The sequence below is a fragment of the Streptomyces sp. SID14515 genome, from assembly GCF_010548505.1.
In the GTDB taxonomy this organism is placed as follows: domain Bacteria; phylum Actinomycetota; class Actinomycetes; order Streptomycetales; family Streptomycetaceae; genus Streptomyces; species Streptomyces caviscabies.
Genome location: NZ_JAAGMH010000079.1, coordinates 47,742 through 66,542, shown reverse-complemented (window position 1 = coordinate 66,542; position 18,801 = coordinate 47,742). Strand labels below are relative to the sequence as shown.

The 18,801-nt window shown below is 73.4% G+C and carries 21 protein-coding genes and 1 tRNA gene; 9 read left to right on the top strand and 13 right to left on the bottom strand.

The genetic code is table 11. From position 1 onward, the window contains the following. Positions 1–91: 91 nt before the first annotated feature. Positions 92–754, top strand: a complete 663-nt coding sequence (locus G3I54_RS16220) for an HAD-IA family hydrolase (protein WP_164615363.1) — start codon at positions 92–94, stop codon at positions 752–754. 28 nt (positions 755–782) lie between these two features. Here the strand turns inward: G3I54_RS16220 and G3I54_RS16215 are convergent, their stop codons facing one another. Further along, positions 783–1,517, bottom strand: coding sequence for an ABC transporter permease (locus tag G3I54_RS16215; protein WP_164615361.1), 735 nt, complete (start codon positions 1,515–1,517; stop codon positions 783–785). 454 nt (positions 1,518–1,971) lie between these two features. Here G3I54_RS16215 and G3I54_RS16210 point away from each other — a divergent pair, with 454 nt between their 5' ends. The 3 genes from G3I54_RS16210 to G3I54_RS16200 all read left to right on the top strand — a co-directional run bounded on the left by G3I54_RS16210 (position 1,972) and on the right by G3I54_RS16200 (position 5,089). Further along, complete coding sequence (locus tag G3I54_RS16210) at positions 1,972–2,616, top strand: HNH endonuclease family protein (RefSeq protein WP_164615359.1); 645 nt, start codon at positions 1,972–1,974, stop codon at positions 2,614–2,616. A gap of 127 nt (positions 2,617–2,743) precedes the next feature. Then, complete coding sequence (locus tag G3I54_RS16205; protein WP_164615357.1) at positions 2,744–4,555, top strand: alkaline phosphatase D family protein; 1,812 nt, start codon at positions 2,744–2,746, stop codon at positions 4,553–4,555. Positions 4,556–4,639: 84 nt separating this feature from the next. Then, positions 4,640–5,089, top strand: coding sequence for a DoxX family protein (locus tag G3I54_RS16200; RefSeq protein ID WP_164615354.1), 450 nt, complete (start codon positions 4,640–4,642; stop codon positions 5,087–5,089). Positions 5,090–5,276: 187 nt separating this feature from the next. Here the strand turns inward: G3I54_RS16200 and G3I54_RS16195 are convergent, their stop codons facing one another. Beyond that, positions 5,277–6,065 (bottom strand): superoxide dismutase family protein, encoded by a 789-nt coding sequence (locus tag G3I54_RS16195; RefSeq protein ID WP_164615352.1) that lies wholly within the window; start codon positions 6,063–6,065, stop codon positions 5,277–5,279. A 197-nt stretch (positions 6,066–6,262) separates the two neighbouring features. Here G3I54_RS16195 and G3I54_RS16190 point away from each other — a divergent pair, with 197 nt between their 5' ends. Further along, the gene (locus G3I54_RS16190) at positions 6,263–7,045 is read left to right on the top strand and encodes a VTT domain-containing protein (RefSeq protein ID WP_164615350.1); all 783 of its coding nucleotides are present in this window, start codon (positions 6,263–6,265) and stop codon (positions 7,043–7,045) included. A 28-nt stretch (positions 7,046–7,073) separates the two neighbouring features. Here the strand turns inward: G3I54_RS16190 and G3I54_RS16185 are convergent, their stop codons facing one another. The 4 genes from G3I54_RS16185 to G3I54_RS16170 all read right to left on the bottom strand — a co-directional run bounded on the left by G3I54_RS16185 (position 7,074) and on the right by G3I54_RS16170 (position 8,522). Next, positions 7,074–7,295, bottom strand: a complete 222-nt coding sequence (locus G3I54_RS16185) for a DUF2277 domain-containing protein (RefSeq protein WP_030075838.1) — start codon at positions 7,293–7,295, stop codon at positions 7,074–7,076. Between the two features lie 70 nt (positions 7,296–7,365). Continuing rightward, complete coding sequence (locus G3I54_RS16180; protein WP_164615348.1) at positions 7,366–7,821, bottom strand: hypothetical protein; 456 nt, start codon at positions 7,819–7,821, stop codon at positions 7,366–7,368. A gap of 133 nt (positions 7,822–7,954) precedes the next feature. Next, positions 7,955–8,299 carry a hypothetical protein gene (locus G3I54_RS16175; RefSeq protein ID WP_164615346.1) on the bottom strand — a complete coding sequence of 115 codons (345 nt, stop codon included), beginning with the start codon at positions 8,297–8,299 and terminating at the stop codon, positions 7,955–7,957. A gap of 4 nt (positions 8,300–8,303) precedes the next feature. Beyond that, the gene (locus G3I54_RS16170) at positions 8,304–8,522 is read right to left on the bottom strand and encodes a hypothetical protein (protein WP_007459297.1); all 219 of its coding nucleotides are present in this window, start codon (positions 8,520–8,522) and stop codon (positions 8,304–8,306) included. 139 nt (positions 8,523–8,661) lie between these two features. On the opposite strand from G3I54_RS16170, the gene G3I54_RS16165 reads away from it, so the two are divergent. After that, a complete protein-coding gene (locus G3I54_RS16165; RefSeq protein WP_164615344.1) occupies positions 8,662–9,288 on the top strand; it encodes a histidine phosphatase family protein in 627 nt (208 codons plus the stop codon). Between the two features lie 52 nt (positions 9,289–9,340). Here the strand turns inward: G3I54_RS16165 and G3I54_RS16160 are convergent, their stop codons facing one another. The 4 genes from G3I54_RS16160 to G3I54_RS16145 all read right to left on the bottom strand — a co-directional run bounded on the left by G3I54_RS16160 (position 9,341) and on the right by G3I54_RS16145 (position 11,857). Beyond that, positions 9,341–10,150: an inositol monophosphatase family protein gene (locus G3I54_RS16160; protein ID WP_164615342.1), complete on the bottom strand. Its 810-nt coding sequence runs from the start codon at positions 10,148–10,150 to the stop codon at positions 9,341–9,343. Positions 10,151–10,279: 129 nt separating this feature from the next. After that, positions 10,280–10,933 (bottom strand): GNAT family N-acetyltransferase, encoded by a 654-nt coding sequence (locus tag G3I54_RS16155; RefSeq protein ID WP_164615340.1) that lies wholly within the window; start codon positions 10,931–10,933, stop codon positions 10,280–10,282. An 84-nt stretch (positions 10,934–11,017) separates the two neighbouring features. Beyond that, positions 11,018–11,683, bottom strand: a complete 666-nt coding sequence (locus tag G3I54_RS16150) for a nucleoside deaminase (protein ID WP_343240341.1) — start codon at positions 11,681–11,683, stop codon at positions 11,018–11,020. Between the two features lie 102 nt (positions 11,684–11,785). Then, a tRNA-Val gene (locus G3I54_RS16145) sits at positions 11,786–11,857 on the bottom strand. Between the two features lie 203 nt (positions 11,858–12,060). Between G3I54_RS16145 and G3I54_RS16140 the strand changes: the two genes are divergently transcribed. From G3I54_RS16140 to G3I54_RS16130, 3 genes are all read left to right on the top strand, one after another. Continuing rightward, complete coding sequence (locus G3I54_RS16140) at positions 12,061–12,861, top strand: DUF4097 family beta strand repeat-containing protein (protein WP_164615336.1); 801 nt, start codon at positions 12,061–12,063, stop codon at positions 12,859–12,861. 200 nt (positions 12,862–13,061) lie between these two features. Then, positions 13,062–14,357 carry a hypothetical protein gene (locus G3I54_RS16135; protein ID WP_203686427.1) on the top strand — a complete coding sequence of 432 codons (1,296 nt, stop codon included), beginning with the start codon at positions 13,062–13,064 and terminating at the stop codon, positions 14,355–14,357. Between the two features lie 56 nt (positions 14,358–14,413). Then, entirely contained in the window at positions 14,414–14,632 is a 219-nt protein-coding gene (locus tag G3I54_RS16130; RefSeq protein WP_164615334.1) for a zinc ribbon domain-containing protein, read from the top strand. A 16-nt stretch (positions 14,633–14,648) separates the two neighbouring features. Here G3I54_RS16130 and G3I54_RS16125 read toward each other — a convergent pair whose 3' ends face one another. Genes G3I54_RS16125 through G3I54_RS16115 form a run of 3 tightly spaced genes read right to left on the bottom strand, consistent with a single transcriptional unit; the run spans position 14,649 to position 18,798 of the window. Then, entirely contained in the window at positions 14,649–15,308 is a 660-nt protein-coding gene (locus G3I54_RS16125; protein WP_164615332.1) for an O-methyltransferase, read from the bottom strand. A gap of 41 nt (positions 15,309–15,349) precedes the next feature. Next, positions 15,350–16,180, bottom strand: coding sequence for an HAD family hydrolase (locus G3I54_RS16120; RefSeq protein ID WP_164615330.1), 831 nt, complete (start codon positions 16,178–16,180; stop codon positions 15,350–15,352). Beyond that, positions 16,177–18,798 (bottom strand): phosphoribosyltransferase, encoded by a 2,622-nt coding sequence (locus tag G3I54_RS16115; protein ID WP_203686425.1) that lies wholly within the window; start codon positions 18,796–18,798, stop codon positions 16,177–16,179. Before G3I54_RS16115 ends, G3I54_RS16120 begins: the two co-directional genes overlap by 4 nt. Positions 18,799–18,801: the final 3 nt, after the last annotated feature.

The window sequence follows — 18,801 nt, the reverse complement described above, 5'->3', positions numbered from 1 at the left end:
TACCGCACCACCCTCACAGCCCGTGTACGCCCTGCCCCGCGGCACGCGCACCCGGGCTGTTCGTACACCTCCCCGCGTTCTGGAGCAGCCGATGCCGGTCACCGTCCTCACCGCACAAGCCCTCCTTCTCGACATGGACGGCACCCTCGTGAACTCCGACGCGGTGGTGGAGCGCTGCTGGCGGCAATGGGCGATCGAGCACGGACTGGATCCCGAGGCCGCGCTCAAGGTGGTGCACGGTCGCCAGGGGTACGCCACAATGGCCGTTCTGCTCCCGGACCGCCCGATGGAGGAGAACCACGCGGACAACCGGCTGATGCTCGCCGAGGAGACCGCCGACATCGAGGGCGTCGTGCCGATCGACGGGGCGCCCGCGTTCATGGCCGCGCTCGCCGAGCTGCCGCACGCACTGGTGACCTCCGCCGACACCGCGCTCGCGACGGCCCGGATGGGTGCGGCCGCGCTGCCGATGCCCGCCGTCCGTGTCACCGCCGAGCAGGTCGGCGCCAGCAAGCCGGACCCCGAGGGCTTCCTCAAGGGCGCGGCGGAGCTGGGCTTCGACGCGGCGGACTGCATCGTGTTCGAGGACTCCGACGCGGGCATCGCGGCGGGCCGGGCGGCGGGCATGCGCGTCGTGGGCGTCGGCCCGCGCGCGGCGGCCCTCGCGCCGGACGCGCACGTGGAGGACTTGACGCAGGTACGCGTGGAGGCGGCAGCGGACGGCTCGATCCGCCTGCACATCGACGAGGCCTGAGCCCCCCCTCTTCCCCGAGGCCCGGGGTTCAGTCCCGGTGCAACAGCCCGCGCGCGACCAGTTCCAGGACCGTCGCGACGGCCACCACCTGCACCGCCATCAGCGCCACCAGGACGAACAGCTGCACGGCGCCCGCCTCCACAGGTGAGGCGCCGCCCAGCAGCATGCCCACGAACGCCCCCGGCAGGGTGACGAGCCCGACCGTCCGGGTCTGGTCGAGCCCGGGCAACAACGCGTCCGACGCCGCCGGCCGCACGATCTCCAGCCGGGCGTCCCGGTCGAGCAGCCCGAGGGCCATGCCCGCCTCCACCTCGCCGCGCCGGCCGGTGAGTTCGTCCAGGGCGCGCCGCCCGCCGAGCACGGTCGCGGTGAGCGCCCCGCCGATGAGGATGCCCGCCACCGGAATGAGCGCCAGGCCCCGGACCGGCACGAGCCCCGTGAGCAGCAGCGCCCCCACCACGGGCAGCACGCCCACCCCGATCGGCACGGCCGCCCAGCGCCAGGTGCGGTTGCCGGTGATCCGGCGTCCGGCGGTCCACACCGCCACGGCGAACATCAGCGCCACGAACCCGAGAAGCGGCGCCAGGGAACGGACCACCCAGCCGATGAGCAGGGAGACGGCGGCGAGTTGGGCCGCCGCGCGCACCCCGGCGACGAGAATCTCGCGCGACCGGCCCAGTGAGGCCCACGCGGCGACGGCGGCGGCAAGGACCAGCAGGACGGCGAGGACGACGCCGAGCGTGAGGGAGGCCGGAAGCAGCACGCGGCAACGATAGAGCGAGCCGCACCCACCCGCCCGACCTCCTGAGCCCCGAGGGCGCACCCCCTCACGGCACGCAATCGCGAACCAACCCTCTCAGACCTCAGGCCTACAGGCCTACAGGCCTCCAGGCCTCCAGGCCTCCAGGCCCCACTCAAGCCCCACTCAAGCCCCACTCAAGCCCCACTCAGGCCCCACTTAGCCCCCCGGGGGGGCGTAACCGCGCCCCCGCACGCCCCCACCCCCCGATCGAACGCCCAACACCACCCGGACAAACCCCCCGTGACGGACCCGCGCGCTCCCGCGATCCGTCACTCCCCTTGCACACCCCTTGATGTGACGTGCACATGTCGCCACCCTGTTACCTGACGCCCACCCCACAGAAACCTGGCGTCGCCACGATGGGCGGGCCCCACTCACCGCCCGCCCACGCACCCCCCACGTCAAGGGAGTTCGCATGTCCGGTGTCTACGCGCGTCGCCTCTCCGTCGTCGCCGCAACGGCCGCACTCGCCGCCTCGTCCGCCCTGCTCGCCGCCCCGAACGCACAGGCCGCCATGCCCACCCCGGTCAGCGCGGCGACCGCACGCACCTACCTCGGCCAGCTCACCGTCGGCGCGGAGGGCTCGTCCAGCGGCTACAGCCGCGACAAGTTCCCGCACTGGATCACCCAGTCGGGGGCCTGCAACACCCGTGAGGTCGTCCTCAAGCGCGACGGCACCAACGTCCAGCAGGACGCCTCCTGCGCCGCGGTCAGCGGCAGTTGGCACTCGCCCTACGACGGTGCCACCTGGAGCGCCGCGTCCGACGTGGACATCGACCACATGGTCCCGCTCGCCGAGGCCTGGCGCTCCGGCGCGAGCAGCTGGACCACCGCCCAACGCCAGTCGTTCGCCAACGACCTGACCCGCCCCCAGCTCATCGCGGTCACCGACAACGTGAACCAGTCCAAGGGCGACAAGGACCCGGCCAAGTGGATGCCGCCGAGCTCCTCGTACAAGTGCACCTACGTGCGCGCCTGGGTCCACGTCAAGAAGCACTACAACCTGAGCGTGGACTCCGCCGAGAAGAGCGCCCTGCAGTCCGCCCTGAACGGCTGCTGACCCACCCGGCGCCCCTGAACCCGCGCAGGCCGGCCCCGGCCGCGCACCCACCGGAACCCGTGCGCCCCGCCCCCTCGTTCTGTACGTTACGGAGCCCATCCGTGACGGCGGCGCGAGGAGACATCACATGGCCGGACTGCGCCTGGGTCCACTGCTGCGGCACGTCGACTGGGAGACCGGGGCCACCGCGACCGTCTGGGTCGAGGCGAGCCGTCCGTGCACCGTGGAGGTCCGGTGCGCGGACGGCGCCTCGGGGTCGTCGCCCACCTTCGCGGTGGCCGGGCACCACTACGCCCTGGTGGTGGTGACGGGTCTGACGCCCGGCTCCACCACGGCGTACGAGGTGCTGATCGGCGACCGGCGCGTCTGGCCGCCCGACGACACCCGCCTCCCGCCGAGCACCATCACCACCCCACCGGTGGCGGCGACGGCTACGGCCACGGCGTCAGCGGGCGGTGCCGAGGGCGCCGGGGCCGAGCCGCCCGGCGTGCGGATCTCGTTCGGGTCGTGCCGGTGGGCCGCCGCTCCCGGTGGCGGGCACGACCCCGTGGGGCCGGACGCCCTGGTCACGCTGGCCGCCCGGCTCGCCGCGGACCCGGCGGCCGAGCGGCCCGACGTACTGCTGCTCCTGGGCGACCAGGTGTACGCGGACGAGACCTCCGGGGCGACCCGGCGCAGGCTCGCCGCCCGCCGGGATCTGCGCGAGCCGCCGGGCGCGGAGATCGCGGACTACGAGGAGTACACCTACCTCTACGACGAATCGTGGCGCGACCCGGAGGTGCGCTGGCTGCTCTCCACGGTCCCCAGCTGCATGATCTTCGACGACCACGATGTCATCGACGACTGGAACACCAGCGCCGCCTGGCAGCGGGACATGCGCGCCACACCCTGGTGGCACGAACGGATCGTCAGCGGGCTGATGTCGTACTGGGTCCACCAGCATCTGGGCAACCTCTCGCCAGCCGAGCTGGCCGCCGACCCCGTGTACGCGGCGGTCAGGGCATCGCCCGACGGCACCGAGGCGCTGCGCCGCTTCGCCGCCGAGACCGACGCGGATCCCGCCCGTACCCGGTGGAGCTACCGGCGTGTTTTCGGCCGAGTACGGCTGGTGATGGTCGACACCCGCGCGGCCCGCGTCCTGGCCGAGGACCGGCGGGCGATGCTCGACGCCGAGGAGGCCGACTGGCTGCGGGCAGCGGTCCTGGACGACCCGACTTCATACGATCATCTGCTCATCGGCAGCTCCCTGCCGTGGCTGCTGCCACCGCTCGTCCACGACGCGGAGCGCTGGAACGCCGCCCTGTGCGCGGGCGTACGCGGGCGACGCTGGGCGCGGTTCGGCGAGAAGCTGCGCCGCGCGTCCGACCTGGAGCACTGGGCCGCCTTCCCGGAATCCTTCGACCGGTTCACGGAGTTGCTGCGGCAGGCGGGGAGCGGCCCGGACGCCCCGGCGACCGTATGCGTCCTCTCGGGCGATGTCCACCACGCCTATATCGCCGAACCCCGCTGGCCGGACAGCCGGCCCCGGCGGCCGGACGCCGAGCCCGCCCCCGGAAGCGACGCCGGACCCGACGTCGACCCCGACCCCGGGGGCGGCCCGGTGTCCCGGGTCCTCCAGCTGACCTGCTCCCCTGTGCACAACTCGATCCCCCGGTCCATCCGGACGGGCTTCCGTTTCGGCTGGAGCCGGGCGGGCCGGTGGATCGGCCGGGCGCTGACCCGCCACGGCCGTACGGGAGCCTCCCCGGTGACCTGGGGCAGGTCGGGCGGACCCTGGTTCGGTAACCAGCTCATGACGCTGACGTTGCTTGGCCGGAAGTCTGCGCTGACATTGGTGCAGGCCACAGCGAGCAGACAAGGGGCCCAGCTAGAGACGGTTCTTGAGCGTTCACTCACCCCTGAGAGTGAGGTGACTTTCGGCCACTCGACAGAATGTTGAAGTTGCAAGCACTGGTGAGGTTTCCCTAACCTGAGGCGCTCAGTCGGTTCCCGTCCCCACCACAGCCGAAGGAGCCCACCCCCCATGCTCATCCGCTTGAACCAGGCACAGCCCTACGCGCTCAGCCTCTTTCGCTTCGTCGTCGGCCTGCTCTTCGCCTTTCACGGCGCCGCCACGCTCTTCGGAGTGCTGGGCGGCGACCAGGCGGAGACCGGCGCCTGGCCCGGCTGGTACGCCGCCCTGATCCAGCTGGTCTGCGGTTCCCTGGTCGCCCTCGGCCTCGGCACCCGTGCCGCGGCCTTCCTCGCCTCGGGGTCGATGGCGTACGCGTACTTCAAGGTCCACCAGCCCGAGGCGCTCCTGCCGATCCAGAACGGCGGCGAGGCGTCGGCGATGTTCTGCTGGGCGTTCCTGCTGCTGGTCTTCACCGGCCCGGGAGCGGTCGCCCTGGACCGCTTCTTCGGTTCGCGTGGCACGACGGCCACCGCCGAGGACCCGGCCCGGCGCGAGCAGGCTCCGGCCGTCCCGGTCTGACCGGCGGTCCGACCGCCCGCCCTCTCCCGGACCCCCGCGTTCCGGCGCCGACCCGGCGCGCGGTGAGACTCCGGCGGAGCGGCGCGTGAACGAACGTAGGGGGCGGTGCCCCGCCACCCCGATGCGGGGAAGCGGGGCACCGCCCCCTACGCCGTGATCCGCCCGAAGGTACGGTGCGGAGTCCCCGTCACACCTTCCCGTCGGGCCCGAACGGCACCGTGAAGCAGGCCGCCCGCTCCCCCGCACCGCCCTGCCGGTCGTGAATGATCACCGACCGCGCCCCGCCCTCCCGGAAGCCCCAGTCGTGCAGGGCCTCCGCCCGCCCGTCGCCGTCCTCGTCCGTCCGGAAGTCCAGCCACACCTCGTTGACCGGGTCCGCGGCAGCGGCCGGGCGGTGCTGGTAGTGGGGTCCGGCCGCGGCGGGATCGGCGCCGCACGGCGAGGTGTGCACATGCATCCCGTACGCACGGCCGGGCACGAGCCCCCGCAGCCGGGCCCCGACCCGGGTGCCGGACGGGTCCGCGAACTGGGTGACCTCGATCCGCGCGCCCGCCGGCACCAGCCGGGTGTCGTACGTCAGCGCGTCGGACTGTACGAAGGAACCGGGCGGGGAGAACACCCCCGCGGCCCGCATCCACGAACTGCCGCCCGCCGCGGCGGCGTCATCGCTGCGGCTCGGGTCTCCACCGCCGCCCGGCTCCTGCGCCGAGGCCCCCGCCGCAGGAGCCCCGTGCGCACCATGCGCGCCGTGGCCGCCGGTGGCCGCGCCGGGCGTCACGTCGTCCGCCCCATGGGCGACACCGACACCGGCACCACAGGCCAGCGTCAGCAGAGCCACCGTGCCCGCCAGCACGCCCGGGACCCGTGAGACCCCCCGGACCCGCGCAACCACGTCGTCCTCCCGTCCATCCGCCACTCGCCGCCCGGAATTCGGGTGCGACGGCCCGTGTCCCGTCCGTACCATCCATGCCGTCATGCGCTGCTCCTCGCTCGTGCCGGTCGTTCACCCCTCCTAACGGGCGCCTGGCCTCCAGGTGTACGTGACCTGCACAACATCACCCGCCCTGGACGAGGCCCGGAGAACCCTCACGCGTACGCTGTACAGCTGAACCTGCCGCCCCTGCCGCTCCCCTGCGACGTCGCGGCGTTGACACGATCGGGGAGTAGTAGACGGTGCTAGAGAGTGTGGCCGCGCTGACCAGCAGCCCATGGATCTACGCGGTGGTCGCCCTCTCCGTTCTCCTGGACGTCTTTCTGCCTCTGCTGCCCAGCGGCGTTCTCGTCATCACGGCCGCCACGGCGGCCGCGGCGGGCTCCACCACCGTCAGCGGCGCCGGCGAGGGCACCGGCGGGCAGGTCCCCTCGCTCGTCGTGCTGATCCTGTGCGCGGCCACCGCCTCGGTCCTCGGCGACCTCGTCGCGTACCGGCTCGCCTGGCGCGGCGGCGACCGGCTGGACCGGGCCATCGCCCGCTCCCGGCGTCTCACCACCGCGCAGGAACGTCTCGGCGCGGCGCTGAGCCGGGGCGGCGGCGCGCTGGTGATCATCGCCCGGTTCGCTCCGGCGGGCCGCTCCGTGGTCTCGCTCGGCGCGGGCGCCGCCCACCGCAGGAAGCGGGACTTCCTGCCCTGGTCCGCGCTTGCGGGCCTGGCCTGGGCGGGTTACAGCGTGGGGCTCGGCTACTTCGGCGGCCGGTGGCTGGGCTCGACGTGGTTCGGCACGGCCGTTTCGGTACTGGCCCTGTTCGTGGCGGGCGCGCTGGCCGCGTTCGTGGTGAAGCGCCCGGCGACGCGGACGGCGACAGCGGCCGGGACCGCGGCGGAGGCGGCGGAGACGCCGGTACCCGCGCAGACGGACACGGAGATGGACATCGGGACAGGAGCAGCGGCCGGGACTCCGGCGGTCGGGCCCGGCGGCCCGGGGCCGGTGGGTGCGCCCGCTCCGGCCGCCCCCTGAACCGTGGACAGTCGCGCGGCGACGGGGCTCAGCCCTTGGCCGCGCCCCGTATCTCCAGGCCGTCGAGCAGCTTCATCGTGGCTGCGGTGATCTCGTCGACGGCCCGGTCGAAGACCTCGCGGTTGTGCGCGGCGGGCGCACGGAATCCGGAGACCTTGCGTACGTACTGAAGGGCGGCGGCCCGCATGTCCTCCTCGGTGGCCTCTTCGGGGAGGGCGGGCGGGCGGAGCGTCTTGATGCTGCGGCACATGACTCCAGTGTGGACCGCCCCACTGACAACGGACACCCGTCGCCGTCGCCCGCCCGCCGCCCCGGCCGGTTCAGCTCCGCACCAGGTCGCTCGGGTTCGACCGGTCGGTGCACAGGGCCCAGATGACGAAGACGTCGATCGCGATGGTGACGATGGCCCAGACCGGGGTGTACGGCAGCCACATGAAGTTGGCGATGAGGTTCAGCGAAGCGAGGGCGACGCCCGCGCCACGGGCCCAGGTCGCCCCCTTGAGGATGCCCCAGCCCACGAGGATGAGGATCACGCCGAGGACGAGGTGGATCCAGCCCCACGAGGTCACGCTGAACTTGAAGACGTAGTCGTTGATCCGCGTGTAGACGTCGTTCGAGGCGATCCCCGCGATGCCCTTCAGCACTCCGAGGACGCCGTCCACGAAGAGCAGGACACCCGCGAACACCGTTCCTCCGGCCGCCCACCCGCTGCCGGTGTATCCGCCCGGACGCGGGTCGGCGGGGCGCGAGGCGCCGGGTGTGCTGGGCTGCGACATGAGGACTCCTTGGTCGGAACGGACGCCGGGCGTCCGCTCTCCTGACCTGCCCTGGTGGTGCGTGCAGATCAGCTCCGACGTTCCTCGCGGCCCTCGGGCCAAGCCACCTGGACGCACCCGTTCGGGTGCGGTGTCACGGCGCGCTGACCGTGACGATGCGCCCCTGCGCGTCGACGGTGAGGGCCACCCGCTCGACCCGGTTGACCAGGGCGACACCGGCCCACACGATCCCCCACACCAGGCACGAGAAGACGGTGAGGAAAGCGTGCAGCACATGGTTCACCGGCTGCCCGCGCACCAGCACCACCTGGCTCCCGGAGCGCGACTCGACGCGCCAGCCGCTCGCGATGCGCCGGCTCACGACCCAGTCCAGGATCGGCACGCGCTGCGCCGTGTCGGGAGGCTCGCCCCCGGCCGCGTAATACCCGGGCGGCGGTTCGATCGAGGCGCTCTCGCGTGCCGTACGACGACGCTTCACGGGATCACTCCCAGGTGTCGAGGTCGCCGCCGCGCCATTCGATCAGCCCGGGCCGGTCCAGTTCGACGACCTTGTCGGGCCCCGGGGCGAACCCCGCGGCCCGCAGCAGCGCGGCCACCTCGCCCCGCCCGTGCGCCAGGCCGACGATCTGCCCGTGCACGGTGACCCGCCGCCCTCCGGTCGCGGAAGGCGGATAGACGATCACGGGCGGGTGCTCGGCCATGCTTCCACGGTGCCCCGAGCAGTGCCCCCGCGCATCCCGGGAGGCGGACCGCCCGCCCCTCACCACGGAACCGCCCGGGCGTGGCTCGACGTCCCTGCCCACGTTCGTACGATCATGAACCGCGACGGAGGACCCGCCCATGACGACAACGACCGCTGCCCGCTACCTGTACGTGACCCGGCACGGTCAGGCGTCCGCCGACGAGAACACGCTGACGGACGCGGGCCGCCGTCAGGCCGCCCTGCTCGGGGAGCGGCTCCGCGGGGCCCCGATCACCGCGATCCACCACGGCCCGCTCCCCCGCGCCGCGCAGACGGCGAAGCTGATAGGCGAGCAGCTGCCGGGAGTTCCCCTGCTGCCCTCCGAACCGGCCGGCGACTACATCCCGTACCTGCCGCCGCGGGAGGAGCTGCCGACGGAGTCGGCCGACGAGACGCTCGCACGGCTGGCGGGCTTCCCGGCGGCGGAGCGCGAGCTGGGCCCCGGGCTGGCCGAGGAGGCGCTCGCACGGTTCACGGGAACGGTCGAGGGCGACGAGCCCCGCCATGAACTCCTCGTCACCCACAACTTCCTCGTCGGCTGGCTCGTCCGGGCCGCGCTGGACGCACCGAAGTCGCGCTGGCTGGGCATCAACCACGCCAACGCGGCGCTGACCGTCATCCGTTACGCGCCCGGCCGCCGCCCGGCCCTCCTCCTGTTCAACGACACCGGCCATCTGCCCGCCGAACTCCGCTGGACCGGCTTCCCGCCCGAACTGCACGTCTGAGAGGCGACGCGCGCGGGCGGCACGGCTCCGGTGAGAGGCAGCGGCGCATGACTCACGCACCCCGCCCGCGCCCGCCGGCCATCGACATGAGCAGTTCGTGCGTCCCGGCGTCCGCGGCCACGAGGAGGCCCCGGCCGCCCGGTCCGGCCGGGGCGCCGTCGACCCCGGTGACGACGCAGCCGGCCGCCCGGCACAGGGCGATCCCGGCGGCGAAGTGGACGCTCCCGCTCAGGTCGCCGCCGTCGGTGACGTAGGCGGCCCGCTTGCCGGCCGCGACCCAGGCCAGCGCGAGCGACGTGGAGACGACGCGCGGGCGGAAGTGTTCGACGAACCCGGGGTGGGCGAGCAGGTCGACCGCCCGGAATCCGGGCGCGCCCGGGAAGGGCGGATCGAGGTTCACGTCCACCAGCCGGGTGTCCGCCGTGGGCGCCAACGGCTCGTCGCCCTCCGCACCGGACCGCACCCAGGCGGTCTCTCCGTCGGTGAGGAAGACCTCGCCGCTGAACGGATCGGCCACAGCGGCCGGGCCGCCGCGCAACGCCACGTTGACGGCGACCAGTCGGGAGCCGACGGCGTAGTTGAGCGTCCCGCACAAGGGGTCCACCAACCACTCCCGCCCCGCACCGACCGCGCCCCGCCGCCCACCCTCCTCACCGTGCACCGCGTCCTCGGGCCGGGCGGCGCGGAGGACGTCGAGGATGGCTTCCTCGGCCGCCACATCGACATCGGTGGCGAAGTCCCCGGCCCCCTTGTCGATACGGGAGTGGAGCTGGCCGTACCGGGCGCGCACGACCTCCGCCCCGGCCAGCGCGGCGGCTGCCGCTGTCTCGGTGTCCGTCAGCCCGGCAGGTGAATCGATCATGGCGAGCAGGCTAGCGGGAGCCAGCGTACGCCGTCCGGAAAACCGGCCACGGCCTCAAGCAGCCCGGCACAACGCCACCGCAACACACCCTCACGCGCCTCCCCCACGCCCCTCCCTCACACCGCTCCCTCACGCGCCTTCCCGGCGGCCGAGCAGCAGCGCCTCCGAGCCGACGGGCCGGAACCCGGCGGCCTGGAACGCCCGGATGCTGCGCGCGTTGCCCGCGGCCTGCTGCGACCAGAGCGGTTCGCCCGGGGGCACCAGGTGGCGCGCGGCGGTGGCGAGAGCCCGGCCGAGGCCCCGGTGCCGGGCGTCCTCGTCCAACTCGACGGCGACCTCCCAACGGCCGGCCACCCCGCGCCCGAGCACCAGCACTCCCCCGTCGACCTCCCACATCCGCACCCCGTCCCGCCGCCGACGGGCGCTGACCACGCGCGGGTGCACGGGATCGGTGACCTCCCGCAGCTCCAACGCGGGCGCACCGGGCAGCGAGGACGCCACGGTCAGCAGGTCGATGGTGTCGGTGACCCGCCCGGTACGTTCCAGGAAGGCCAGCAGAAAACGAGGGTGCATGGTCGCGGCCAACGCATCGCAGTCCAGAGCGGCGAGCGTCGCATGGACCCACTCGGGGTCCTCGTCCGTGAACACGACCGAGTGCGCGGTGAAGGCGATCACCCCCGTGTCACGGCCACTCGGCGCGGCGACCACGGTCGTGCCCCCATCGGCCTCCGGAAACCGCCCGCACGCCGCCCCGTCCAGGATCTCCGCCAGCGTCCGCCCCATGAAGTGCCCCCTCGTCCTTGGCCGTTCGGTCCGACCGCCGTGTGCCGCCGGGTCACCACGCGGCACGATGGAAGCAGAAACGCTTCATCCACCTGTACGCAGTCGGCGCGCGGTCGCTGCCTCGATGATCCCCGGCCATGCCTCCGAGAGCCACGCCCGCACCGACGGGGAAGTCGGAGGCCCGGGAGGCAGGCCGTCGTGCAGGTGAGCCGTCTCCGGCTCCAGCATGCGGTTGCGCGACAGTGTGGCCGGCTCCTCCCCGCCTTCCGCCACCTCCGAGACGCTCTTCAGGAACATCACATTGGCCGCGACCAACCACACGCCCCCGGTCACGCACGTCCCCCAGGAGGAGCCCTCGTTCCCGGTGGCCAGGGCCCAGGGGTCGGGTGCCAGATAGCGCACCGCGCCGACCCCGGTGAACGACGCGGCGGCCGAGCACATCAAGCAGGGTTCCTGGGTGCTCCAGAGCGTGGTGGTGCCCAGGTCCCATTCCGTACGGGCGGAGCCCAGCGCGTTCAACTCGGCATGGGCCAACGGCGTACCTCGCAACGGGCCGTTGCCGGGCCCGGTGTCGTAGGCGTGGTTCCGGCCCTCGGCCAGCACCGTCCCGGCCGCGTCGACCAGCACGGACCCCACCGCGAGACCACCGGCTTCCAACGCCTCGTAGGCAAGCCCCAGGCTGCGCCTCACGGCTTCGGGAGCGGCGGCCCAGGCCTGGCCGAAGTCCTCGTCTTCTCTCTCGTCGCGCACCGGCTCAGGGTAGGCCTCGCGACAGCGGGACGAGACGGCGGGACGAGACGGCGAAGGCCCCCGACCATGATCGGTCGGGGGCCTTCGTCGTGCTTCGCACGGTGGGCGCGGACGGTTTCGAACCGCCGACATCTGCTTTGTAAGAGCAGCGCTCTACCCCTGAGCTACGCACCCGTGGATGAGGCAACAGCGTACATGGACCCGGGCCCCTGCTCATAAACCGTTCCGGGGGATAACCCCACCCCGAAGACGGTAGCCGTCCGGATCCCGCCGGGGGCTCCGGGTGCATACGGTTTGAGTGCACCGGCGGCGACGTCCGGTGGCGCCGTCCGGCAGCACGCGCTGCACGCACCGTACGCACTGGGGGACCGATCATCGTGGACATCGTTTCGAGCGCACCGACCCGCACCCGCCTCGGGGCGCCCGGGCGGGCCCTCGCGCTGGGGGGTGGGGTCGCGTTGCTGGCGCTGGCTCTCACCGGGTGCGGGAGTACGGACGTGGACGGCGCGCCTGTCGAGCGCAAGTCGTTCGCGCTGGAGGGGAAGGCGCTGACCATCGAAGCCGAGAACGGCACCGTGGACCTCGTGCCGGCCGATGTGGAGCAGGTCGAGGTGGAGCGGCAGGTCGACGGGTGGGCGGTGCTCGGCAGCGGGCCGGACTCCGTCTGGAAGATGGAGAAGGACACGCTCACGCTCCGGGTGAAGTGCGAAGGGGTGCTCAACAACTGCGATTCCCGGCACCGGGTGAAGGTGCCGCGCGGGGTCGATGTGACGGCCTCGTCGGACAACGGGACGATCACCGCCACCGGCTTCGACCGGGCGCTGGACCTCTCGTCCGACAACGGCGAGATCAACGTCCGGGACGCGAGCGGCGCGCTGAAGCTGACGAGCGACAACGGGGAGATCCGGGCGGACCGGATATCCGGCCCTTCCGTGGTCGCCCGCGCCGACAACGGGGAGATCCGGCTGGGCTTCAGCTCGGTGCCCGATCTCGTGGACACCGTGAGCGACAACGGGGGCATCACCATCGACCTGCCGCCGGGCGGGCAGAAGTACGCGGTGAACGCCTCCGCCGACAACGGGGACGCCTCCGTCGGGGTGCCGCGCAGTGACGACAGCGCCCATGTGGTGAAGGCCCGCAGCGACAACGGCCAAGTCACGGTGCGAAGCGCGAACTAACCGACCCGTGTGTTCGTCCTTACCTGGTGGGAGAATGTACCGGGCAGGGCGAATCGGCACGGGAGAGGGATGTGACGGCGACACACGCGCGGCCGGAGGCAGGAGCGGGTGGAAGTTCCGCCGTCCAGAGTGGTCAGGGTGGGCAGGGCCTGCCGGAGCGGCGCTCCCCCGGTACCGGGGCGCGGGATCTTCTGGCGTTGATGTTGCTGCCCGTGCCCCTCGTGCTCGCCGCGTTGCCCGCCGCCTTCGCCGGTGGCGGTACGCGCCGGTGGTTCGGCGGGCGTGGGGAGAACGAGCGGGTCGAGGCGCAGGCCGCCAAGGATGCCGCCGCCGAGGCCTTCTACGACCTGGACAGCGCCCAGCGCGATCTCCGGATCTCCATCGAGACCATCAGCGCCGTGGACAGCTCCTCGCGCGGCCGCAAGGCCTCCGAGGACTTCGCCGCGCTCGGCCGGCGCATCGACGAGGTCAGTCACGCCTACATCACCGCCGTCGACAGCCATGACCTGGACCGGGACGATCTGGAGCCCGCCGTCGCCTCCCGGGCCCGCACCGAGCTGACCCGGGCCAAGGACGACCTCGTACGGGTCAAGGGCGAGCTGGACCGCTTCGCCCAGGGGCTCGGGCCGCTGCTGGGCAGCGCGGAGACGCAGCTCGCCCGGCTCGCCCCCGCCGTCGAGCGGGCCCGGCAGGCGCTGCTGGGCGCGAGCAACGCTCTCGACGCGGTACGGGCCGCGGGGCTGCGGGCCGACGAGCTCGCCGCCCGGCTCGCCGCGCTCGCCCCGGAGCTGACCAAGCTGAACCAGGGCGCGGGAAAGCACGGGGTCGCGGAGACGCTCCAGCGGGCCGATGTGGTGCTGCGCGACGCCGAGGCCGTACGCACCGAAGCCGAGCGGCTGCCCGAGCGGGCCGCCGAGATCGACCGGCGGCTGGTGTCGCTGCGGACCCGGGCGCAGGCGCTCACGACGCGGGCCGGTTCGGTGGAGCCGGTGCTCAGCGAATTGCGGCGGCGTTTCTCGGCCGCCTGCTGGCAGGACCTCCAGCCCGTCCCGGAGCAGGCCGCCGTGAACGTACGGCAGGCCGAGGACAAGCTCGCCGAGGCGGCGAAGGCGCGCGACGAGCAGCGCTGGGCGGACGCCACGTCCCGGCTGAGCACGGTCCGCGCGCTGCTCAACGCCACGGACGAGGCGGTGTCCGCCGCCGGGGACCGGTTGCAGCGGTTGAACGCCGTGGCGAAGGACCCGCAGCAGGAGATCGAGCGGACCCGGTTCGCGGTGCGGGACGCCCAGCGCCTCGCCATGGCCGGCCGGCACACGCCCGACCCCCGGCACGCCCGGCCGCTCGACGACTCCGTCGCGCGGCTCGATCGGGCCATCGCCGGGCTGGAAGGACGCCACCCCGACTACTGGCACTTCCTGACCGAGACCGAGGCCGTGCGGCAGACCGCCGCCCGGGTCGTCTCCGACATCCGCGAGGAGCGCGGCGGCGGCGCCTGAGCCGTCCGGAACCAGGGGGCGTGGTCTCCGGCACCCGATGGCTCTAGCCTGAGCCCATGCCTCGTTACGAATTCCGCTGCCGCACCTGCGGAGACACGTTCGAACTCAGCCGTCCCATGGCCCAGTCCTCGGACCCCGCCTCCTGCCCCTCCGGCCACGACGACACCGTCAAGCTGCTGTCCGCCGTGGCCGTGGGCGGTGCCGCCGGGTCCGCTCCCGCACCGTCCGGCGGTGGCGGTGGCGGTGGCTGCTGCGGCGGCGGGTGCTGCGGCTGAGTGCCCTTCTGCCGGGCTACTTCTTACGGGACAGCGTCAGGCCGTCCGAGACCGTCAGCAGGACGCTGTCCATCCGGGCGTCGGCGCTCACGTGGTCGTTGAACTCCTTGATCGCCGCCGTCGAGCCCGTCGCCTCCGGGTCCGTGACCCCGCCGTGGAAGAGCACGTTGTCCGTGGCGATGACGCCGCCCGGCCGCATCCGGGGCACCAGCTCCTCCCAGTACGCGATGTAGCCGCCCTTGTCCGCGTCCAGGTAGGCGAAGTCGATGTGCGGCTCGGCGGGCATCGCGCGCAGGGTGTCCAGGGCCGGGGCGATGCGCAGGTCGATCCGGTCCGCCACGCCCGCCTTCGCCCAGGCCTCACGCCCGTACGCCGTCCACTCCTCCGAGATGTCGCAGGCGATCAGCGTGCCGTCGGCGGGCAGCGCCTGGGCCATCGCCAGGGCGCTGAACCCGGTGAACGTACCGACCTCCACCACATGCCGGGCGCCGACCAGCCGGACGAGGAAGGCGAGCAGCGGCGCCTGCTCCTCGGCCGACTGCATGCCCGCGTGATCGGGGAACCTGGCGTACGTGGTGTCCACCAGCTCCCGCTGGACCGGGTCCAGCGGCGGGTTGTGGGCCAGCATGTACGCGTACAGCTCGGGAGTGATCGTGGTGTCGTTGCCCTTGGTCATGACCCCAGCCTTCCTCAACCCGTGCCGTCGCGCAGCCGAACTCACGCAGCCGAAGCCGCCAGGAAGCGGCGCAGGATCTCCTCGCCGGCCGCCCCGCCGCGCTCCTCCAGCGCCGTGACGTGCGGGGCCCGCCAGCCCTCGTCGGCCAGTTCGCCGTGGCCGGGGCGCCAGCCGAGGTCGGCGGCGAGCAGCAGGTCGGCGTCGAGGAGGGAGTCCCCGGCGGCGAGCGTGCGCGTGGCGCCGGTGCGGCGGGCCACCTCGTGCATCGCGGCGCTCTTGGTGAGCGGCGCCGGGACCACGTAGATCTTGCGGCCCTGGAGCGAGACCGTCCAGCCGCGCGGGCGGGCCCAGGCGGCCAGTTCCTTCACCCATTCCTCGGGCAGCAGGGCGCGTTCGACGACGAGGTAGGCGAAGAGGTCCTCGGCGACGCGTTCCTTGAGGAGCCAGGCCGGGTCGGCGGTGGTGGCGAGGTGGGCGCGGATCTCGGTGAGGGGCGCGCACTCCGCCGCGATCCGGGTCTCGACCCGCCGCTGCCAGTCGCGGTCGGAGACGCCGTCGACCAGGATGTGGCCGCCGTTGGCGCAGATCGCGTACCGGGGTGCCGGGCCGGGCAGGTGGATGCGGTGGTACTGCTCGCGGGTGCGGGTGGTGGTCGGCACGAAGACCGTGGCGGCCGCCACCTCGGTGAGGAGGGCGGCGGCCGTCTCCGTCAGGTACGAGAGCGGCTTGTGGCCGTACACCTCCACGCAGAGGAGTCGCGGGGCCTCCGCGTCCGGCATGGACAGGTCGAGCGAGGCCGCCGAGTAGATCAGCGTACGGTCGAGGTCGCTCGCCACCAGGGTGGCCGGGTGGACCGAGGAGGTCGCGCTCATGCGCCCTGCACCGCCTTGCCGTCCGCGCCCGTCGCGCCGCGCGTGAACCGGGGGTGGATCAGACCGACACAGCTGTACGGGAGGTCGTCGACCTCCTCCACCGGGACGCCGCGTTGTTCGGCCAGCAGCCGGATGTGGGTCAGGTCCGCGCCCGCGCCGCGCTTCGCGAGGATCTTCCAGGGGACCCGGCGGAGCAGGACCCGGGTGGTCTCGCCGACGCCCGGCTTGACCAGGTTGACGTCGTGGATGCCGTACTCCTCGCTGATCCGCTCGACGGCGGCCCAGCCCTCCCAGGTCGGGGCGCGGTCGGCGGCGAGCAGTTCCTTGGCCTCGGCCTCGACCTGGCCCGCCACCTCGTCGAAGCGGGCGGCGACGGTGTCGAGGAAGAGTCCCGAGACGTCGGAGTCCGCCAGCTCCCGGTAGAACTTTCCGCCGTGGAAGTCGTCGGGGCCGACCAGGTCGGCGCGGAGCACCGTACGGGAAATGAGGCCGGAGACCGTGGAGTTGAGGCAGGCCGAGGGGATGAGGAAGTCCTCGCGGGTGCCGTACGTCCGCACGCAGCCGCCCGGGTCGGCGAGCACCGAGATCTCCGGGTCGAAGCCGGTCGGCCCGCCCGACGCCTCGAACTCGCTGATGGCCGCGGCCAGTTCGCGGGTGATCGCGCCCTTCCCCGTCCAGCCGTCGACGAACACCACGTCGGCCGGGTCGTGATGGGCGGCCAGCCAGCGCAGGGCGGTGGCGTCGATGCCCCGGCCCCGGACGATGGAGATGGCGTAGTGCGGCAGGTCCAGGCCGTGCCGGTGCTGGGCCCAGCGGCGCATCAGCACCCCGACCGGGGTTCCGGCGCGGGCGAGCGAGACGAGCACGGGGCGCGGGCCGCGTTCGGCGAGGACCGTCTCGGTGACGGTGCCCACCGCGCGGGCGATGCGTGCGGCGGAGGTCTCCAGGGCGGCGGTGAACAGGGCCTGGTACTCGGCGCTCGGCTGGTACTCGACGGGCAGCGACTCCGCGTAGTGCGCGCCGCCGCTCTGGATCGCCTCCTCGCGCTCCTCGGTGGGCGCTTCCAGCTCGGTGTCCGAGAGGTCCTGGAGCAGCCAGCCGACGTCCTCCGGCGCGTAACTGGAGAAGTCGGGGCCTCGGAGGGGCTCGGGCAGCACGGCGGGCTCCTGCCGTTCGGATGCGGATGTGGCCGGGACGTAGGACGGGACGACCGCGAGCAGGACGTGGCCCGTGTGCTCGGCGAGCCGGGCGAGCAGTCCGTCGGGGGCGTGCAGTTCGGGGGTGTCGGCGGTGGAGTCGACGACGGCGACCACGGCGTCGAAGCCGGCGCCCGCCACGTTGTACGCGTACCGGTCGCCCGGGCCGTCCGCCGGGTCGTCGTGGGCCGGGAAGACGAGGCGGGTGCGTATCGCGTAGCCGGGGTCGTCGACGGCCAGGACGGGCGAGCGGGTGGTGGTGGAGTAGCGGACCTCGGCGTCGGACCCGAGGGTCGCTTCGAGGGCGGTGCCGAGGCGCAGCGGGGCGTACATCAGCTCCTCGAAGCCGAGGACGAGGATCCGGCGGGAGGCCTGGACCCGGCCCCGCCCCGCTTTGTCGCCGCCCAGCGCGGCGACGATCCGGTCCGCCATGGCCGGGAGCGCCGCTTCGAGGGCCGCCCGGTGGGCGGGGGTGAAGCCGTGGCGGCCGCCGTCGGGGACGCCTGCGGGCCAGCCGAGATCGACCCGGGTGATGGGGGCGGGGGCCTGGGCCGGCGCGGGGGCCGGGGTCTGGGAAACGCCTTCGACGGTCTTCTCCGCGTGCGCCGCCTGCGCCGCCTGTTCGGCCCGCTCGGCCCGCTGCGCCTGTTCGGCCTGTTCCGCCCGCTGCGCCTGTTCCGCCTCCTGGGACGCGACCAGGGCCTGGCCGCGTTCCAGGACTCCGTCCGGCAGGGTGACCGTGCCCGTGCTGCGGGTCACCAGGTCGACGCGGGCGCCGATCTCGGCGGCGAAGGCGGTCAGCCGGTCGCGGTCGTCGGCCGAGCGCATGTCGACCAGGGCGACGATGACGTACCGCTCGCGCGGGTGCAGGGCGTGCAGCGCGCGGATGGTGTTCAGGACCGTGTTGCCGGTGGAGAACTCGTCGTCGACCAGCACCAGGGTGGAGGCCTCCGCGCCCCCTGCCAGCAGCTCGCCGTCCTCCGGCAGCAGCAGGTGCGAGGTGGCGTGCGAGTGGGACTCCTCGAAGCCGCCCGCCTGCCGGGCGCCCGCCACCGGACGCCGGGTGGAGTGCAGGTACGGGGCGTCCCGCAGGCCGTCCGCGACGGCGTGGCCGAGACCGGTGGCCGTCTCCGCGTACCCGAGGACCACCGCGCGGCGGGCCTCCTGCGCGCCGAGCAGCGCCCGGACCCGCTCACCCAGCTCGAACCCGGCCCCGTGGACGACCGAGGGCCGCTGCGGCACATGCTTGCCCAGCACGTTGGAGACCAGCAGATGCGCCCGCTTGGGGTTGCGGCGCAGGGCGAGGCCCAGCAGTTCCCGGAGCTCTCCGTCGCCTTCGAGGGCGACTCCCAGCCGCTCGGCCACCCAGTTGCCCGACCACACCACGTCCACGGTCTCTTCTCTCGTCGCGCGCTCGCTCATCGA